General features: G+C 40.9%; 14 protein-coding genes. 1 reads left to right on the plus strand and 13 read right to left on the minus strand.

All coding sequences use genetic code 11. The features are described from left to right. Positions 1-434: 434 nt before the first annotated feature. From KVT36_RS30795 to KVT36_RS30845, 11 genes are all read right to left on the minus strand, one after another. Entirely contained in the window at positions 435-980 is a 546-nt protein-coding gene (locus KVT36_RS30795) for a hypothetical protein (RefSeq protein WP_217607265.1), read from the minus strand. A gap of 2 nt (positions 981-982) precedes the next feature. After that, positions 983-5,395 carry a DUF6443 domain-containing protein gene (locus KVT36_RS30800; protein WP_217607266.1) on the minus strand — a complete coding sequence of 1,471 codons (4,413 nt, stop codon included), beginning with the start codon at positions 5,393-5,395 and terminating at the stop codon, positions 983-985. Positions 5,396-5,420: 25 nt separating this feature from the next. After that, entirely contained in the window at positions 5,421-8,840 is a 3,420-nt protein-coding gene (locus KVT36_RS30805; RefSeq protein WP_217607267.1) for an RHS repeat domain-containing protein, read from the minus strand. A gap of 27 nt (positions 8,841-8,867) precedes the next feature. Beyond that, complete coding sequence (locus KVT36_RS30810; protein ID WP_217607268.1) at positions 8,868-9,446, minus strand: hypothetical protein; 579 nt, start codon at positions 9,444-9,446, stop codon at positions 8,868-8,870. A 9-nt stretch (positions 9,447-9,455) separates the two neighbouring features. Continuing rightward, positions 9,456-10,517, minus strand: a complete 1,062-nt coding sequence (locus tag KVT36_RS30815; RefSeq protein ID WP_217607269.1) for a hypothetical protein — start codon at positions 10,515-10,517, stop codon at positions 9,456-9,458. A 5-nt stretch (positions 10,518-10,522) separates the two neighbouring features. After that, positions 10,523-11,539, minus strand: a complete 1,017-nt coding sequence (locus tag KVT36_RS30820) for a hypothetical protein (RefSeq protein WP_217607270.1) — start codon at positions 11,537-11,539, stop codon at positions 10,523-10,525. 25 nt (positions 11,540-11,564) lie between these two features. Next, positions 11,565-12,752 (minus strand): hypothetical protein, encoded by a 1,188-nt coding sequence (locus tag KVT36_RS30825; RefSeq protein ID WP_217607271.1) that lies wholly within the window; start codon positions 12,750-12,752, stop codon positions 11,565-11,567. A 97-nt stretch (positions 12,753-12,849) separates the two neighbouring features. Further along, on the minus strand, positions 12,850-14,259 hold the full coding sequence (locus tag KVT36_RS30830; protein WP_217607272.1) for a hypothetical protein: 1,410 nt from the start codon (positions 14,257-14,259) through the stop codon (positions 12,850-12,852). 261 nt (positions 14,260-14,520) lie between these two features. After that, complete coding sequence (locus tag KVT36_RS30835; protein ID WP_217607273.1) at positions 14,521-14,751, minus strand: hypothetical protein; 231 nt, start codon at positions 14,749-14,751, stop codon at positions 14,521-14,523. A 272-nt stretch (positions 14,752-15,023) separates the two neighbouring features. Further along, positions 15,024-16,187, minus strand: coding sequence for a hypothetical protein (locus KVT36_RS30840; RefSeq protein WP_217607274.1), 1,164 nt, complete (start codon positions 16,185-16,187; stop codon positions 15,024-15,026). 156 nt (positions 16,188-16,343) lie between these two features. After that, positions 16,344-16,562 carry a hypothetical protein gene (locus KVT36_RS30845; RefSeq protein ID WP_217607275.1) on the minus strand — a complete coding sequence of 73 codons (219 nt, stop codon included), beginning with the start codon at positions 16,560-16,562 and terminating at the stop codon, positions 16,344-16,346. Positions 16,563-16,793: 231 nt separating this feature from the next. Here KVT36_RS30845 and KVT36_RS30850 point away from each other — a divergent pair, with 231 nt between their 5' ends. After that, positions 16,794-17,024 carry a hypothetical protein gene (locus tag KVT36_RS30850; RefSeq protein WP_217607276.1) on the plus strand — a complete coding sequence of 77 codons (231 nt, stop codon included), beginning with the start codon at positions 16,794-16,796 and terminating at the stop codon, positions 17,022-17,024. A 669-nt stretch (positions 17,025-17,693) separates the two neighbouring features. Here the strand turns inward: KVT36_RS30850 and KVT36_RS30855 are convergent. Both KVT36_RS30855 and KVT36_RS30860 read right to left on the minus strand, forming a co-directional pair. Then, positions 17,694-17,960: a hypothetical protein gene (locus tag KVT36_RS30855; RefSeq protein WP_217607277.1), complete on the minus strand. Its 267-nt coding sequence runs from the start codon at positions 17,958-17,960 to the stop codon at positions 17,694-17,696. Positions 17,961-18,095: 135 nt separating this feature from the next. Next, positions 18,096-18,701 (minus strand): alpha-ketoglutarate-dependent dioxygenase AlkB, encoded by a 606-nt coding sequence (locus KVT36_RS30860; protein WP_217607278.1) that lies wholly within the window; start codon positions 18,699-18,701, stop codon positions 18,096-18,098. Positions 18,702-18,895: the final 194 nt, after the last annotated feature.

The raw sequence follows: 18,895 nt of genomic DNA on the forward strand, positions 1-18,895 counted from the left end.
TCCCTCACATTTGGAAGACAAGGCAAAATTAGATACTTATCCCCGTTTTAAATATATGCAGTTGCCCGTTGGGATACTTTAATCTGAGCAGTTACAGATGAAGAAAGTAATAATAGTATGATTACGTTTTTTTTCATTATAGGTTTATTTAATGTACAACACTTCCTTGATCAGCTATTACTGTCCGGTTATGAGTTTCGTTGTATTTTCTTGGAGCTATTGGGTTTGGTGTAAATACCTCACCTGCATTTTCAGTTTTGCTTATTGCTCTCGTAGCATTATCAAAGTCAACATCTTGCTTTTGCCTTGCATGAATAACATACCCATGCTATGGCATGGGTATGTTATATCACCATTATAAACAAGTTTGCCGGTTGCTGTATAGCTAAGCTTTTTGCATTAGAGCGAAATACGCTCTCAAGGGTTTTAGACTACTATATCTCTTTCAAGGATCTTAGCGAATGCAGTAACGAAATTATTACCTCTAATTTGGTTTCATTTTCATTTTTAAGACTTAGGATATTCTTGTTTACTCCTTGATATTGGAAGATAACTTCTCTGCCTTTTTTTACAATACAAACAGAATAAACGATGTTCATGTTATCTAAATCGCATATACATACATAGCCACCATTTTCCACTTTATCCAATTGGCATTTAAAAAGATCATTTTTCTTATGGTCAATATTTGCCCGCTTAATATCAGGACCAGACTTCCAGTTAAAAACACCAGAATTGTTTTGTGACTTATAGTATAGTACAGAACCAGGAGCATCATCTAATGGCATATTTATGTTAATTACCTGATAATCACTAATACTGTCGTTTGTAAATTCTTCGTAATACGATTTATAATAATTAACCTCTCTAAATAAAGTATCTATTGGTACTTTATGAACTTGGCATGTGTCGTTAGCACCACTTATTGCTGGATTAGAGGATGATAATAACAAATGCAATAAAAAGAAAAATGAATTCATATTTATTCGATTCGTTTTTTTAATGTTTCAAAATAGTCAGGACTAACATTTAAATAATCAAATCCAGGCTTTATCGTTCGCCATCTGTCACTTGCATCCGGTTGTTGAAAGTACTCTCTAAGCTTATTAGGGCCGATCATTTGTGCTCTCATTATATTTTCCAGATGAGTTGCTGATGTTCCTACGTCTTTTCGCCAATCATTTTTTAAATTAATATTTTCAGCTACTGCTTTGAAATCCATTATGTCGCCTTTGAAACCACCTGGATACGGCTTAACTAAACCATTATCAATTTCCCAAGCATGTCCAAATTCGTGTCCAAGAACTAATGCTTGTTGGGTTGAGGCAGGCTGATCTTTCAAGTCCCATTTCCTATCATTCAGATCAAATGTGATATTTGTACCATCACCATTTGCTGTAAGGTTCTCATTGCCTCCTTTTGCTTTTGTCTCACTGTTAGATCTATCTTCACTTATAACTTTCCTTGTAACTGTTATTGTATGTATATTATCTGATTTTTTCAAATCAGTATATATCTTCCTAAATGCACTTGACTCTCTGCTAGCTTGCCTAGTTAGTCTTTTGGCCTGCCGAAATTCCTTTTTAGTAACATTCTCTCCTCTTTTCCACTCTACCTCCATTCCATTGGGGTCAATTGACATAATAGGGTTATTCGCAACATAGTTATAAACTGAAACACTAGAATATTTGAAAGCCATAGGATCTTGTACACCCCATCTACCAATTTGCGCATCATACATCCTCGCCCCATAGTCGTACCACTCCAAACCGCTTCCATCACTAAACTCCTTACTCTGCAGCTCCTTGCCATTATACTTATACCTATTCACCAGCTTCTCCGGCAATGCACCCGAACTTATCCCAGCCATCGTCAACCCAAACGGATAATAATGCGTTTCCTCCAACAAAGGCCCTGTAATATCCTGAACCACTACATTATCAAAGAACACATCCTGTGCTGTTTCATTGCTGGTATATACATACAAGAAACCACTTTTCTCAATCGGCATCTTATCTACGGCCAGCGTTTGAAGCTCATCCGGCGAGCCTTTCACCTGCCGTACACCACTATTCTGATCCACTAAGTTAAACTGATCATCGAATAATGCAAAATTCAGATAGGCTTTGGGTTTATCCTGCTGGTTTTGATCTGCATCCTTTTCCTTTAAACGCTGATAATCATTGCTGTTGAAGTTCCTGAAGGGTGAAAGGCTCTCTACCTGGCGGGCGGCGTGCGAAGCGCTGGAACCTGCAGCTCCGCCAAACACCTGCAGTAGGGAAGCCACCATGTCTTCCGGAGAAACGGTCTTATTGTCTTTCGGACCGGTGGATTTATAAAATGCACGGGCGCCTATCTGGATGGTATCGCCAGCCATTACTCTTAATACCAGTGAAGGGCCGATCTTCTTTTCACCATCTTTAGCATTTAACTTAGCCACATCATGGTTGTCGGGTGTCGTTTCATCCTGCGGGTAACCAACTGGTTTGGCCGTACGGGTTTCATCCAGGTTGCTGAACAAAGCCGTTTCTGTGGCGGCTTGTTGGGTTTCCATGGTGGCAGCGTACATGCTGAAATCCGTTTGTTCAGTTAGTACAGTTCTTACGTTGCCCAGGTGATCTTTCAGGAAGTAGTCATATACATACGATACCGGTGTGGCATCCTTAAATACTGTACGAATGCGCCCTTCTTCATGACTTACAAATTGCAGGGTGTCATTCTGATACACAAAACCGCCTATATAAGTAGTGGTAGTGATCTTTGCTGGTGTACTGGTATTGTCTGTAACGATCTTCTTTAACTTATTACCGGCTGCGTCATACTGGTATTGAATACTTCCCTTACCGGTAACGATTATGTTTTCGGGAAGATTGAGATGATTGTAAGAGATGTTAGTGATGCCTTTATTGGCGTCGCTTATAAGGTTACCATTAACATCGTACTCATAATCATCTCCGGTATTGGTACCGTTTATAAAGTCTCCTAATTTAGCGGTGGCGGTACTACTGGGATCTGCAACGGTAGCCAATTTGTTACTGGCATTTGTGTTTTTGTAGCCGTAAGTCAATTGGTCGATGGTAGTTATACTTGGCCCTACCATTCCCTTTTGTGTCATGGTGCCAATGTTACCATTGGCATCATAGGTGATCCCGCTTACTGAAAAATCCATCTGGTCTTTGGTCCAGGTAGTGCTGCCGCTGTTCTGCTGGGAATAGTCAGCTGCAGTTAAACGGTTCACATTGTCATAGTTATAACCATATGCCCGCTGAATACCATTGCTTTTACTTTTCCATTTGTTACCGGAGATATTACCGTTATATTGATTGGTAACAAAGCCATAATCATAACTTAATTCCTGGCCGAACCAGTTGCTGCTGCTACCTGCAGAGGAAACAAAGCCTTTATTGATACTTTTGAGCCAGCCGCGGAGGTTATATTCATAGGTCAGTGTTTCCAGTTGAGTAGTTGTTACTACCCCCAGGCGTTTGCTTTTTAATTGCCCTAACTCATCATAGGTGTTTTCTACTATTGTTTTAGGCGTACCAATATCGTTGATCTGCTTTTTTATAGTTTTCAGCCGGCCTGCTGCATCATACAGGTTTTGTGTCATCACTTTGGTATCAGGGGTTACACCACTTTTGATATTATTATGACGCAGAAAGGTACTGAGCAGTTTTCCGCTAAAATCATACAAACTGGTAACTACATCCTTCCCTCCACTTACATTGTCCGAGATAGTTTGTAGGGTACGGCCTTTATCTGTGTAATAAATAGTGGTGGTGAGCCATTGATCGGTGCCTAATACTCTTACCTTACTGCCGGTTACCAGGCCTTTGGTCATATTACTGGTGCTGGTAATTACGTCCGCGTATGAGCTTCCATAAGATTGTGGTTTAAGAAAATCATCAACCGGATCTTGCTTTCCTGTAAAAGTATAACTATCATAAAAAGTATAGGTCAGTGGGGTTAATGCACTGGCCGGGATATTGGGCAACGGGTTAGTGACCGTAATACTGGTGATGCCCTGGTTGGCAGATGGATTGATCTCTGCCAGCATTTGGCCTGTACCGGAATCAAAACCGTTATCGAACGTTATACTGTTGGTGGCTTCATATTCCGGCCTTCCATCATGAGATGCCACTACCATATCAGCTACACCTGGAAAGGTATAGCTGATACTCTGCGTATTGCTGGTAGCGGTGTTCATGGTGGTTTGCAGAGCATCGCGGGTGGAGGCAGAATTGTACAAGGCCATCATAGTAGGACGATTCAATGCATCATAAAAAGTAACCAGCCATTTTGCGCCACCTGCCTGGGTGGTATTTTTCAGGTTTCCATCCCGGGCAAATACTAGCCGGTCCCGCACATCGTACACCATTTCGGTGGAATCTGCTCCGGGTACTTTTTTCATGATCATCCGGTTACGGCCATCATAACGGTAAAAGAAACAAAGCTCTTTAGCGGTGGTGGCGTCTATTACCCAACTGCTACCGATTATTCCAACTGCTTTGGGTGGTATTACACAACGCAGGTTACCCAGATCGTCGTACACATAATAAGTGCATAACCAGCCGGTATGACCGTCTGCAGCACCAGCGGTTAGTTCTACTTTCTTGAGCACAACATGGTCTTCCTTATCCTTAAATTCTACTACACGCAGACCACGTTCGTCCTTTGTGATATTTTTATATAGCTGGCCCGCAGTGTATACCCGGTTAGCGGCGCTGGTGGGGATAACGCCGGTGGGAATATCCCATATGCGAACACCGTCAGCGGTTGTATTTACCTGGTATTGCAGTTCTACAGGTTTGCTGCCCCCCTCCTTTGCCCAGCTGTTACCAGGAGCATACGTTTTCAGTACCCGGTTAAGCGGGGATGCTTCATACTCGGTTTGCCCATAGTAAATTGTTTCCCCTACGGCACCAGGCGCTAATGTTGCATCCTGGTAAAAATCCTTTTGTCCGTTAAAGGGATCTGTTTTAAACTTTCCATCGTTGGTGTTGCCTGTTTTGGGTATGTAGGGAAGATACTTATATTGTTCGCGCCCATAGGCATCATACACCACCGGTGCTACCATGTCTTTTGCCCCGGGAGTAAGCGCCCTGGTGACTGTTTGTAACGGCCTTCCCAGGCCGTCAAAGTACTGGGTGCTTTGCCTTACCGCATTTACATCCGTGGATGAGGTTACTGCTGCCGGATCAGATGAGGGCATACTGGGCTCCCAGGTACGGATATAATTGATGGTGGTATTGGTATAGGCGCCTGGCGTTGTAACAGCCGTAGCTGCCGGACGGGCACTGGCATCAGGTTTGTTCTGGGCGGATAGCGAGTGGCTTATTCCCAGCAATGCAAGTCCTGCTCCTGCTTTAAGTATATATGATATAATTGATCGCATATGTGTTGTTTTCAAGGGTTATCAATTACTGGGTTACAGGTTTCTGGTATTGGTAATCATATTGCTTAAGGATCTTTCCATTCTGATCTTTTACCAATTTTAACCTGCCAAAACCATCATATTCAAATGATGTGATTTGGCCCCGATTGTCCGTCATGCTAGTTACTCCAGTCAATGGATCAAACGTATAAGTAGCTATGATTGCCGTCTTAAGGCGGGCATCGTCACGTAACGGAGCCAGAAATGATTGCACTTCAGCTGGGGTTGGATTTTTAATGGCAAAATTAATGATGGCAGAAGTACCCAGTATGGATTGTACCACAGCATAATCAGCATTTTTTATCTCGGCAATAGGAAACATATAGGAGTAGCTCCATAAATACAATGTATTTATAGCATTTTCGGGTTTAATCTCCTGGAGGCTCTTTTTTGTTGGATCATAGAAAAGTGATTCTTTCCTTTCATAGAGCGGAGGATTAGTAGCAACCGCATTATATGCCACTGGCGGCGCAGATGTTGTGGATGCAAACTGATATCTTTCAATTGGATTGCCAAAATCATTATACTTTAAAATACTTCCACTTCTGACCTTTCCATTCACACGGAATTCCTGTTGAATTGGCAAACCAACAATATTCTTGCTGATCAAATTTGAATAGTCAATATCACCGGTATATTTATTAATAGTCTCAACAGTTTCCGATTTACTATTTACGGACCACTCCCGGCTTACGTCATGATATTTATTATATTCATAGTTCCTTTCTGTTATTAAAGAAGCCACTCCATTAATATATTCTTTTACTATCTCTTTTTGTTTTCGCACTTTTCCGCATGACACATAGTAATTATAGTAGTAAAACCTTTCAGGGTTATTGATGAGATATAACCAGCTACCATCAGACTGTTTAAAACCATGGTAAGCATCTGGCTCATAGTCAATCACCTTTAATATTTTAATTTTATTTACCGGCAGTTCATTGTATGCATATTCAATACTTTTTACAGGAATATAATTGGCATTCTCAAATTTATAATGGACCACTTTCAAAAGGTTACCTCTTTTCCAATCAGGATAATAGATAGTATTATAGGGATATTTCCTGCTCGATTTTGGCTCATAATCACCAGATGTTTTGCTGTACAAGTATTCTGTCTTACCACTAGGCGTATCATCATTATACGAAACTACTTTTTCTATAACTTTTTCATAATCAACAGGGCAACCTTTGTTTAATCCCAGCTCCGTTTGGCTTTCTGATGAAAACCACAGAATATTTTTTAAGTCTTTTGTAATATGTGACCACAAAAGAGGATAATTATAAAAATTTTTTGAAGGATCTGTAATAAGTTCGCCTATCCCACCAATAGAGTATTGGTTATCACCATATTCATATATCTTTTTCAGAATCTGATTATTATTTATATCATAGTTCGAAATGGTTTTAATCCTTAACCCGCCAGCCTGCGTTGGTAATACCTGTTCTATGGGTACCATTTCCCAATAATTATAAGTAAGTCCAGATTCAATATAAGGACTGTTACAAATACTTAGATCAGAACCGGTCACCCCATTGGTATTGGCTTCCAGTCTAATCCTGTCGCCTTTCCTTATGGTTATAGTCTGGTTAATTACTTCGCGTTGGGACATCTCACTAGGGGTATGTTCAAAAGAATAAGTGGTACCATTTGTTAAATTAGTTATCTTGTAGGTCATTGCCTTATTATTAGATGTAATCTTATAATCACTAAACATCACGTAGAGATTAGCGCTGCTAATATTGCTGCTCCCAATATCTTCTGTTATATCAAATTCCATAACATTACTTGCGGGCACACCATTTAAAAAATCCGCTAAATCACAAGATGATAAACGATTCACAGCATATAAAGAAACCGTTTTAGATTTTTGAACTTTATTCCCTGATTGTTCTGTTTTTAAATAATAATTCGGAGCATAATCATAAGTTGTATATCCGCCCGTTGGATAGGTTATTTTCTTTAATACACCAGCCTTCATGAAGTTGTAATCTGTTTGCCTGTTATCACCTACATACATCGGTTGATCATTAAAAGAATTCGTGTAAAAAGTTTCAGGAATTAGGGTCTCATTCATTTTTCCATTATAATAACCCCAAAAATCCTGTGACGATACATTTCTAGGTGGCAGCGGTGTCTCGTCATACTGAAATTTAAAATCATTAACAAATACATTATTTTTATCGTAAAACTGCACTGAATTTAGCCTGAGGCTTTTCTTCCTGTGTTCTGCAACAGTCATTCCATCCATAGCAGCACCAACTCCCGTACGGCTGAAATAATCTGCATTTTGAAAAACCACTTTTTTTATGATAATTCTGTTAATATCATAGACCACAAACCCTGTGATCCGGGTTTGCCCTGGTAAACTGCCACCTCCACGCAAATCGAGTCGATCATTTGCTGTGGTAAATTCAACAGATCCATTTTTAAATAGTATTTTGTCAGGTATCTGTAGATTGGGAATGGAGGTTTGTGAAAGGGTCGTAGTTATCCCCGAAAAATGTTGTCCATCATCATCTATAACTGATAAATCTCCTCCGTCATTCGGTATATAACGGACCATGCTTACCACCTTGCCATCAGAATACATTCCCGTTTTATACTTAAATAATATCGTATCTGTATTGTCAGCTGAAATAATCTCTGTCAAGTAGAAACTGGACGTATAACTAGGATTGGTCGTAAAACTACTTCCTCCACCATTGTTGTCAACGGAAGAATAACCTACGGTAGTAGTTTCATAGGCTGCAGTACCATCCAGAGCTTTTCCAAAACGGTAAATGTTTCCTAACTTATCTTTTACAATAACAAGATTGTTGATGTGGTCAACACTTGTAGATACTAATTCAAGTCCTGTACTAACGTATTTACCCGTATTGTCGAGACAAAACTGATCATTAAAACCATTTGCAGATATTGTAAAAAGATCAGGCTCTTTATCATAAGATGTGTATGCTGCCCGCACATAATCGGGATTACCAACGGTTCCTGCTCCCTGCAAATCATCGAGTGAATTATAATCAGGTATTGACTGTCCAGTAGCTTTAAATCCAAAACCACTTTCATCTGCTTTGTCTCTTAATATCCTCGTAACTATTCCTCCTGCATTTAGCACCCATCCCAGGCCAACAAACGAGGCTTCCTGATCCACCTTAATACCGCTTGCATGATAGGATAACGACAATGGTAATTCCAGTTTACTTCCCTTAACAATATACAGGGGAATATCAATAGATGGAACACCAGTTGACGGATCAACGGGATAATCGCCATATTGACCAAGATTTGTAACATTTGGCGAATGAAAAGTAAAATTTGGAATATCTAAACCAGTTTTTTGTGAAAAGGCGGGCCCACATAAGAGGTGAATTCCTGCAAGAAGGGATAATAATTTCAGGTTCATTATAAAGTCATTTAAAAATCTTATTAGTTACTTTTGGGTTTCGAGCAGCAGCACTTCTTTTTGCAGTTGTTCAATGGTTTTTTGTTGCTGTATGAGGAATAAGGTAATTTCCTCTACCTTCTGCAATAGTTTCCTGTTCATCTCCTCTACATCTATTCCCTCTCTCCTGACCTCTTCTGCTTTCGGCATATCAGGCAGATGTTTATTCGTTTTCGCGAATTGCTCAAGTTCCAATAAAGACGGCAACTGGTAATGCTCTTCAAACACATAGTCCGGCCAGGCACTCTGCAATTTTACTTTTATCTTTTCTGCGACTATGCTACCCGCTACTGCCAGTTTAGATCCTTTTGGATCGATAGTGCCAATAGCCACATTGCCATTAGGATCTATTCTCAATCTCTCACTATATGCATTTTCAGCAGTCCGTTGACCAATTACAAAGACTGCATTGGTGGAAGATGCATTGGTACCTATCGCTCCCATATATGCAAGCGGGTGGATTCCGGAGCTGTGCTTTGTGGTAAACCGTATTAATGCAGCTGTTTCATTTACTCCGGATTCATTGTCGATATTCTGAATAATTCCAGCGGGGATAATTTTATTCATAAATAAGCTCTATTTTTTTATTATTGCCTGTAATTCTTGTATCATCTGCCGTTGCACTTCAGTATCTTTTTTTAATTGGATGATGTAAAGCGTCAGCTCTTCTACTTTCTGCAACAACTGCTTATTCATCTCTCCCAGGTCTAACCCATCTTTCTTTACCGCAGCTGCAGTAGGAATACCCGGCAGGTGTTTATGCTCATTAATATATTTCTCTACTACCGCTAAAGAAGGCAAAGCATAATCTTCTCCAAACACATAATCCGGCCATCCGGCAAAGGGCTCAACCTTTACCTTTGTAAAAATGGCGCTGCCATTCACCGCCAGTTTATACCCTTTGGTGTCTGTTGCTCCAATTCCTACGCTGCCATCTGCCTTAAATGCTACCAGGTTCTGACCAAAGCTGTTTATCATTACCACATTGTTATTGGCTAATTTGGATGCATTTTTACTCCTGCCATCCAATATTATCGCACCAGCAAATACATCGGCGCCAGCAGGGGGCACATCATCTGCTTCACCTGCCAGGAACAGGCCGAAAGGTCTCCCCGCTAAAGAACTTCTTCCTCTTATCCATGGGATGTAATTGTCTGTTGAATTGGTAGCGTTTTCAAAAGACAGATAAGCGTCTGCTTCTGGTATGCCTGTAACTGTAAACTTTGCGGATGGGATGCCCTGAGGGCCTTTAATATGCAATCTTGCCAAAGGAGTAGTGGTTCCGATGCCAACATTAGCGTCATGATTAATACGCATTGCTTCTCCGGTAACACCGCTTCCACTGCGCACAAAAAACTTTAGTGCTGAAAGCCTGCCGGCTGCCACCGTTCTTTCTACTTCTATGGCGCCTACTTCTGTACCTGCCATATTGAATTTAAGTGCGCCTACAGCGTCCAGCACATCCCAGTTATTGGTTAACTGTAAATTGGATGCGCCGTTTGTAAGTATTTCCAATCTCTGCGCCGGTGTTGTAGTACCGATACCCGCGTTGCCTGTGGATTCAAAACGGTTGGATGTTTGCCCTAATGCTATATGTCCGCAGACCATGGCAGCAGCGAGGAATGTGTATTTTATCATAGTACTTACTTTACAATTTTATTTAAAGCAGCCATGTGCTGCTCCATCTGTTGAATGCGTTGGTTTTGCTGCCCGTTTTCCTTTTTAAGTTCAATAAGATATAACGTTAATTCCTCTACTTTCTGCAACAGCTGCTTATTCATCTCTCCCAAATCTAGTCCCTCCTTCTCTACTGCAGTAGCAGTGGGAATACCTGGCAGGTGTTTATGCTCATTGATATATTTTTCTACTACTGCTAAAGAGGGCAAAGCATAATCTTCACCGAATACATAATCCGGCCAACCGGTTTGTGTTACTTTTATCTTTTTCGCAAACACATCTCCGTTCACTGCCAGCTTAGCCTGGGGATTAGTGGTGCCAATGCCAACACTTCCATCTGGTTTGAATGCCATCCATGGGGTAGCATTGGCTGCATCTGCTGTGGTGTTTCCGCCTATGTAGGCATAAACAATGGATGATCCGTAGCCCTGCACGCCCCAACCAAACAGTTTCCCTGTACCACTATGCGAAATACTAAATTCCCTTGCCCAACCTTCCGGAAAGTTCACATCAATATTAATCCCATAAGGATAAGGTCCTGGGTTGTTGAGCTTAATGTTGCCGCCGCTGACATTAAGGAGGGCAGTGGGAGTTGTGGTACCAATGCCCAGGCGGCCGGAATTATCGAGCGTCATGCGAACAGGTGCGGTAATGCTGGTTCTTCCTGTTTCAAAAAAAATGTTGCCTGCATTGGCAGCGCCAACATGGAGGTCTGTATAACTTTCCAAAATATTGGCTTTCCGGTGCAACAATACCGGATAATTTGTGGGTGCAGTTCCCAGGAAAACTGTGCCTCCATTAATTCCATTGTGTTCCAGCCGGATGATATTAGCCAAGGTGGAATCCGTAGATTCAATCGTTAGCCTATGGCCGGGAGTAGTAGTGCCAATACCGACATTATTCCCGTTTGTGGGGAATATGCTATTTTGTGAAAAGACTAATAACGGAGAGAAAAGCAATGATAAAAGTGCAATCTTATACATAAGCTGATAATTAGTTGGGGGAATATTATTTTTTACTTGCTTGAAGCTCAAGTCCGGAGAGACGTTGCTCCAATGTTTCGTTCTTTTTATTTAAACTGATAATATAGAGTGTGAGTTCTTCCACTTTCTGTAACAGTTTTTTATTCATTTCCGCTACATCCAGGCCCTCCTTTTCCACATTTGCAGCAGTTGGCATATCCGGCAGGTGTTTGTGCTGTTGTATATAGCCGGCTAACTCTGACAAAGCTGGTAATTGATAATCGTCTGCAAATACATAGTCAGGCCAGGAAGTATAGGTTTTCACTTTTATTTTGGTAAACATGGCATCTCCATTTACGGCAAACTTATACCCCTTGGTGTCATCCGTGCCAATGCCTACGTTGCCGCTGCCGGTAATGGTCACTCTTGAAGTACCCTGGGTAAAGAATTTCATACCTCCATAAGCAGCCGTCCATAAGGTGGGGCCGTTTGAATTCCAGCTATCCATTATCCATTGCATACCATAATGGGGCTGAATTTTGCTGTCATAGGTAAAACGGTCTGTGAGGGCTACTCCAAACTGAGTTCCCTGCGCTACCAGGATATTGCCTTCATCGTTAATGCGCATACGTTCTGCAACAACTGAGCTGCCTTGTCGTACTGTCAGGAACCGGAGGACGGTAGGATGAATAGTGCCATCCGTCCAGGCGCCGGCTGTTATTGCCTCTATCTGGGCGCCTGTCCTGTAGACTCCCACGTCTGGATTAGAGCCAAACAGTACGCCGCCTAAACGCTGATTAGCGGCAGTTGGAGTGCCGCTATTGTACAATCTTACAAAAGCCCCGCTATTGGCGGAATAGGCAACTGTACTTTGGGCTGTAATACCGGATGCTCCGGAAGCGGTTACCACATGCAAGGGGAAAGCAGGATTTGCAGTACCTATCCCCACATTGCCCAAACCTGCGGCATTCAACAGGGTATTGTTGCCTGCCAGGTTGATCTGCAGAGGTTTTGAATTAAAGCTTTGTAAATAGCTGTAAGAGGCATTACCCCCCAATGCCAATGCGCTGCCGCCCTGGCTTATATTCACATTATAGGTGTTAATACTGCCTGAAGTAGCCTCTGTAGCAGAAACAACATGCAGCAGATTAACGGGTGCTGTGCCTATGCCAACCTTGTCAAAGGTTTGAGTAATTTGTGCCTGGCTAAATAAAGGAAACAAACATATTGCCATAAGAACAGAGGTATATTTCTTCATATGTAAGGGATTATAATAACTATTTCGTATAAACGTTAAAATTCTTCTCCTGCTACGCATACTATCTGCATCCTCAAAAATTATATCCTAATCTTAATTTTATAGGATCCGTTCTTGGTACGTGCTGATTATATAAAAAGTCATACAGCAAAATGACATTGCCTTTCAGCTTGCTGTTGATCTTGTACTTTTTGCTGATGCCGATCAGGGCACTCCCCTGCCAGTTGTCTACATCCTTTAACAACTGCGTGTTCTGGAAATTGCTGGTGTAATTTTCTTCAAAGCCACCATTTACATAAATAGTGCCTTTCAGCTTCCAGTCCAGGAAAGACCGTAAGCCCATGCCCTGGCTGGAAAAGCGGATGTTATCAAACCCGGTACCCATGCCCAGCTTATAGGCAGCGCCTACACCGGCAGTACCGTTCTTATGGAATTTGTAAGCTACCTGCCCGGCAATATCACTGGTGGTGGGATAGAATTGTGTAGAGCGTGCAAACTGCATGTTACCTCCAAACTCCAGCTGCTGCAAAAAGCTTTTCGTTTTCATTTCATTGGGCTTGAAGTCCGGCATATCTGCAGCGTTATCTACATCCGGGAATTTCTTCTTCAGCTCATTAAACTGCTCCCTGGCCTGTGACATCTGCTGGCTTACAGCTGCACGTGCATCGGGCCCGCTGCCGCCTAAGCGTTGTTGTATAAGCTGCTCCACCTGGTTGCGGGTTTGCAGGCCTTCCAGGTTTTGTGCGGTGTTACTACCGCCCGAGAGGTTGAATAAACTTGCCAGCTGGGAATGTTTTTGCAGGAAGTCATTATAGGCAGGTACTTTCTTCAAAACCTCCATGGCTTTGGCTTCTGCCTTCTTTTTGTCTTTGAGTACTTCTTTGTACTCCTTTAGCTGTTGCCCGTAGTAGTAAGCTTCCTTATTATATTTCTGAAGATCCTTAGTGAAGCCGGTGTACTGCGCGAGTTGCGCTTTCAATTGTTGCCGGCGTTCGCGGATGTAGGTTTTAATTTGTTCCGCCTGTTGGAACTTCGCTTGCAGGTCCTGCACACTTTTCAGGGAACCACCTACCTTAGCCTGTAAGGCTTTAGACTGGCCGCCAAGATTGAGAAAGGACAAAGAGTTCTGCAATGTATCCAGGTAACCGGAATAATTAGCGCCTAATGCAGATGGATTATACTTCCCTGCTTTTTGCTGCAGCTTTGATTTTAAACTACCGAGTGAATCAATAGAATGACTGAAAATGTTTTTTGCAGCAACGGAATCGATCTTTGCCAGTTTGGATTGCATTCTTTTTTCTTGCTTTTGCAGGCGGTGCAAAGCTTTGGCGGTGCGTTTGTCAACCTGCTGCTGCATTTTTTGGGACTTATTGGCAACCTGTGAAAAATATTTAGCGGGCACTTTTTGTAAAGTGCTGTCCTGGGCACAAACTATATTCACAATGAATAATAGGAATAAGGGTACTCCGTAGAAATATCGCATATAGGGATGGGTTAAAAACCTTCGAGGCTGCAAAATACATCGAATTTTTATCCGGGCAACAGAACTTTTGTGTTAATTTACTGAATAACAGCTTGTTGGGATGCTGAAAAAGGCCGTGGATAAGGAAGAAGGGATGTTTTTGTGAAGGGTAAAATTGCTTTCTTGTTATGTTCTTATAAACAGCCAAAGCATTATTGTTTTTTGTAATAAACATTTAAGAAAGGATTGAGTAAATTGGTCATGCCTTGTCTTTCAAGCAATTTAAACTAATCTTAAACTTGTATAATCAGGACTAACATGTAAATAATCAAATCCAGGCTTTATCGTTGGCCATCTGTCACTTGCATCCGGTTGTTGAAAATACTCTTTACGCTTATTAGGGCCGATCATTTGTGCTCTCATTATATTTTCCAGATGAGTTGCTGATGTTTCTACGTTTTTTCGCCAATCATTTTTTAAATTAATATTTTCAGCTACTGCTTTGAAATCCATATATCGCCTTTGAAACTACCTGGATAGGGCTTAACTAAACCATTATCAATTTCCCAAGCATGTCCAAATTCGTGTCCAAGAACTAATAACCAAATCTAGTTTAATAGGATCTGTTCCGGGTACATGCTTTTCCTGTGAGGAAAGGCATGTACGCAATTATTTTGGAGATTTAACCAGCGGGCATAACACAGATATTAACATTCACATTTAGGGTGACTATGATCGCTTATGAAAACATGCAGCAGAAAGTATGGGTTATTGTTTTTTGGATATCATTTTTTACTTGTCTGAAGCTCTAGTTCAGAAAGGCGTTGTTCCAGCGCTTCGTTTTTTTTATTTAAACTAATGATATATAGTGTGAGCTCTTCTACTTTCTGTAGTAATTTTTTGTTCATGTCTCCTACATCTAACCCATCTTTTTCCACTGCTGATGCAGCAGGAATGTCTGGTAAATGTTTATGCTCATTAATATATTTCTCTACTACTGCTAAAGAAGGCAAAGCATAATCTTCACCAAATATATAATCCGGCCAGCCGGTTTGTGTTACTTTTATCTTCTGTGCGAATATGTCGCCATTTACAGCCAGTTTTGCCTGAGGTGTGGTAGTACCAATACCTATATTTCCATCGGGCCTAACAAAAAAAAGGCTCTTAGCTCCTCCAGTTAATCCGGCAGCGTTTTGATTCACATTAGAGATTACATGGAACGCATAGTACGAGGAAGATGTACCTGGCACCCCGACTGCTGTTCCGTAATATTGACCCCATAAAAATGAGCTGGCAGCACCTGTATTGTTATAAGAGGCACTCTGCAACGAAAAAATAGGATTGGTAGTGCTAATTCCTATTTTCCCAGCAAAATAATTATTACCAGTTCCATTAAAGTAGGCAGTATTGCCATAAGACATACCATAATTGTTAACCGTACTGTCAACGGTTGTTTTATAGGAATGCGCCGGACCGCCAACTTCCTGAAATGGCAGGGGATTTTGTATCCCATCGTATACCACCGGGTTTACAGGATAATTAGATCTGTAAGAATAAGAAGTACGCCCCCTTAACCAAATAATAACCCGATAGGAACCGTTTAAGATGGATGCATCCCGCCAACCAGCAATCAATTTTGGATTGACGGTAGTGGTTTGTTTGATATCAGCATCAATAAAATTTGATCCATTTCCCCATTGAGTGGTGTGGAAACTAAACTTTGCAATAATGGAGCCTCTATAAGTGCTATCATTATGGAGAGAAGACCGGCCGATTTCCAGTTGAGTAGCGATATTATTAAACCATGCTATACTATCGTTAAAAGTTACTGGATAGTACTTAGTTAAATCTCCATTTACCGTAAAGGAGCCACTTACCTGGGCATGTACCGCACCAAAAGCACCAAAAAAGAAAATGCAGAACAATAGAATGTTTTTAACTTGTGTCATATAGGATCTGTTATTTATAAGTTATATACACATTGAGGTTTGATGGGCATACAAAATTGTTAAACAAAAGTCTTTTCATAGTACGCATACTATCTGCATCCTCAAAAATTATATCCTGACCTTAATTTTATAGGATCTGTTCTGGATACAAGCTGGTTATATAAAAAGCCAGTTTGGATTGCATTTTTTTTCCTGCCGCTGCAAGCGTTGCAAAGCTTTATCAGTGCGTTTATCAACCTGCTGCTGCATTCTTTGGGACTTACCGGTAACCTGTGAGAAATATTTAGCGGGCACTTTCTGTAAAGTGCTGTCCTGGGCACAAACCATATTCACAATGAATAATAGTAATAAGGGTACTCCGTAGAAATATCGCATATAGGGATGGGTTAAAAACCTTCGAGGCTGCAAAATACATCGAATTTTTATCCGGGCAACAGAACTTTTGTGTTAATTTGCTGGGTGTCAATGCATTAATATTTTTATTAATGAATGTAGGCTTATATTCCACTGTCAGGCCAATATTGGGATCAATATTATTGCAAGAACAAACAACTGTGGCCTAATTATTATTCATCTTTCCATGGTCATAGCTAGCCCTCCTAAGTCGTGGTAGAATTCAAAATCATTGGTCAAATATTGCCGGTAAGTAATGGTGTCACATCTATTAAAAGCGGTAAAGAAAATGCTGTCTTGCGTAGAAATTTCTTTATAGAGTTCTGTGTGTTTGCATCAACAGCTGAATGCATTTTATCAGTTGTGTTATTTGGGGCAATGGCTGTTGCAAAAAGGGCTAGAATTATTGATAGAACGAATACTATTTTATTTGTCATTACTTAATTTTAATCCTCTGGGGAGACTATATAAAATAATATGGAATTGGTAAAAAATTCCATACCAGCTAGTGTTCAGGTATACGTTTTTTAAAAAACAGCAGGTATATCAGCCAGCCGGCTACAATGAGGTATAAGCCCTGCTACTGGAATCATTTCTCCCAACAGCTAATACATAATACTATCCCCAGCTCACCAATTCTCTTCGTAATATCAGGACTGAACTCCATATTGCATTGTTGTTCATATTCATACATGTACCAAAACGATATTTCACTTGTTGAAACTCCAATTTCTTTCAATTTAAGTAGGTTATTATCTATTAAATCAATAAATAAACTGAGCGCTTGATTGAATTTTGGAGAATCTTCCTCAATTAACATTTCCCATCCTATTCCAGGGGTATCATTTGATTCTCCTAATACGACATCAATCTCCCCTCTTTTTTCTAAATCACATTGAATGGTAGCCGATAAAAACTGCTCATATTACCATTTATTTTTTTTGGAACTTATCATAATTAAAATATTATTGGCAGTTGCACTCTCACAGGAACAGCTTTTCCCTTACAGGTTCCTGGTTCCCATTTAGGCATTGTTGAAAAAAGCTTCAAGGCTTCCTTTTCCGTAACGGTTATTTCCTGGGGAGCCTTATCCATTATTTTCATCCCTTTAAGCTATCCTTTTTGAGTAACTATAAATTCCATCTTTATAGATCCCTGAAAATTATCCGGATCCTTCGGCTCGTGAAAATGAGCTGAAAAATAGCTTAATATATCTGTAGTTCCTTTTCCGTATTGAGGCATTTTATCTACCCATAAATATACTTTCTGTTTCAAGGTTGAATCATATTGAGAAATACACTCTTGTTGTTCTCTCTTTTGAGCAGGGGTGGAGCTAATCCCAACAAAAAAGCTGAAGATCATTATCAGGCATCCTTTCATCTCATTATTTTTTGAAATTTGCTTAGTCCAATTCTTTCTTTAAAATAATACCATTGCAAACTTATTCGCAGGCAAATCAATAGAAAGATCTTCCAAGGGTGACAGGTTTCTAATTCCATTCGTAGTCCAAAGGCTTCAATTAACAATCCTAAACGTTAAATTAATCCGCTCCCGCATAGGCGCCGTTGATTTCGCGATCCTATGCTCCCAATGATGCTGCAGATCTCCCTTCATGATCAGCAAAGAACCATTGGTTAAGGTCAGGGAATATTTTCTTTTATGATCTTCCTTATGTCTGAAATCGAATTTTCGCGCTTGCCCCAGGCTTACAGATGCAATTAAAGGGCGTGGCCCCAGCTCCTTTTCATTGTCGGCATACCATGCAACAGAATCATTACCATCCCGGTAATAGTTGAGCAGCACGCTGTTAAAATGTTCGTGGGCAAATGCCTCCACACGCAGTTTCAGATCAAGCAATTCGTTGGTCCAGGGATGAGGGTCAAAGGACTTATCGGATAATTTGTAAGCGCTGTTCGCATCTCCAAACCAGGCAGTGAGCCGGGGCGTTAAAACTTTTTTACCATACATTTCCACCTCGTATTGTTTCCAGCGCGTGCTGCTGATCAGATGCTCCAATAAGGCAACCGCTTCTTTGCCGGGAATAAACCCGGGCGTAAATTCCAGCAGGTTTTCCGGAAAACGGAGACCTTCATTATCATCAAAAAAGCTGAGCTGTTCCATGTTATCTGTTACCACAATGTTTGTGCCTGGTAACCCGGCCTGACTGCCTTTGTTTGAAGTGCGTTATCAATTACCTTTTTTAGCGGCTTCTTTCATTGCTTTATTGAGATAATCAGCGTATCCCCACGAGCAAATACATATTTTAGCATCACGGCAGTTGGCATACATTAGACATTCAAATCTAAGCGATGCCA

The sequence above is a fragment of the Chitinophaga sp. GbtcB8 genome (assembly GCF_019091455.1).
Lineage (GTDB): Bacteria > Bacteroidota > Bacteroidia > Chitinophagales > Chitinophagaceae > Chitinophaga.

Bases quoted from the DNA above. Each gene is read 5' to 3' on its own strand.
- KVT36_RS30795 (WP_217607265.1), bottom strand. From the start codon at position 980: ATGAATTCATTTTTCTTTTTATTGCATTTGTTATTATCATCCTCTAAT.
- KVT36_RS30800 (WP_217607266.1), bottom strand. From the start codon at position 5,395: ATGCGATCAATTATATCATATATACTTAAAGCAGGAGCAGGACTTGCA.
- KVT36_RS30805 (WP_217607267.1), bottom strand. From the start codon at position 8,840: ATGAACCTGAAATTATTATCCCTTCTTGCAGGAATTCACCTCTTATGT.
- KVT36_RS30810 (WP_217607268.1), bottom strand. From the start codon at position 9,446: ATGAATAAAATTATCCCCGCTGGAATTATTCAGAATATCGACAATGAA.
- KVT36_RS30815 (WP_217607269.1), bottom strand. From the start codon at position 10,517: ATGATAAAATACACATTCCTCGCTGCTGCCATGGTCTGCGGACATATA.
- KVT36_RS30820 (WP_217607270.1), bottom strand. From the start codon at position 11,539: ATGTATAAGATTGCACTTTTATCATTGCTTTTCTCTCCGTTATTAGTC.
- KVT36_RS30825 (WP_217607271.1), bottom strand. From the start codon at position 12,752: ATGGCAATATGTTTGTTTCCTTTATTTAGCCAGGCACAAATTACTCAA.
- KVT36_RS30830 (WP_217607272.1), bottom strand. From the start codon at position 14,259: ATGCGATATTTCTACGGAGTACCCTTATTCCTATTATTCATTGTGAAT.
- KVT36_RS30835 (WP_217607273.1), bottom strand. From the start codon at position 14,751: ATGGATTTCAAAGCAGTAGCTGAAAATATTAATTTAAAAAATGATTGG.
- KVT36_RS30840 (WP_217607274.1), bottom strand. From the start codon at position 16,187: ATGACACAAGTTAAAAACATTCTATTGTTCTGCATTTTCTTTTTTGGT.
- KVT36_RS30845 (WP_217607275.1), bottom strand. From the start codon at position 16,562: ATGCGATATTTCTACGGAGTACCCTTATTACTATTATTCATTGTGAAT.
- KVT36_RS30855 (WP_217607277.1), bottom strand. From the start codon at position 17,960: ATGAAAGGATGCCTGATAATGATCTTCAGCTTTTTTGTTGGGATTAGC.
- KVT36_RS30860 (WP_217607278.1), bottom strand. From the start codon at position 18,701: ATGGAACAGCTCAGCTTTTTTGATGATAATGAAGGTCTCCGTTTTCCG.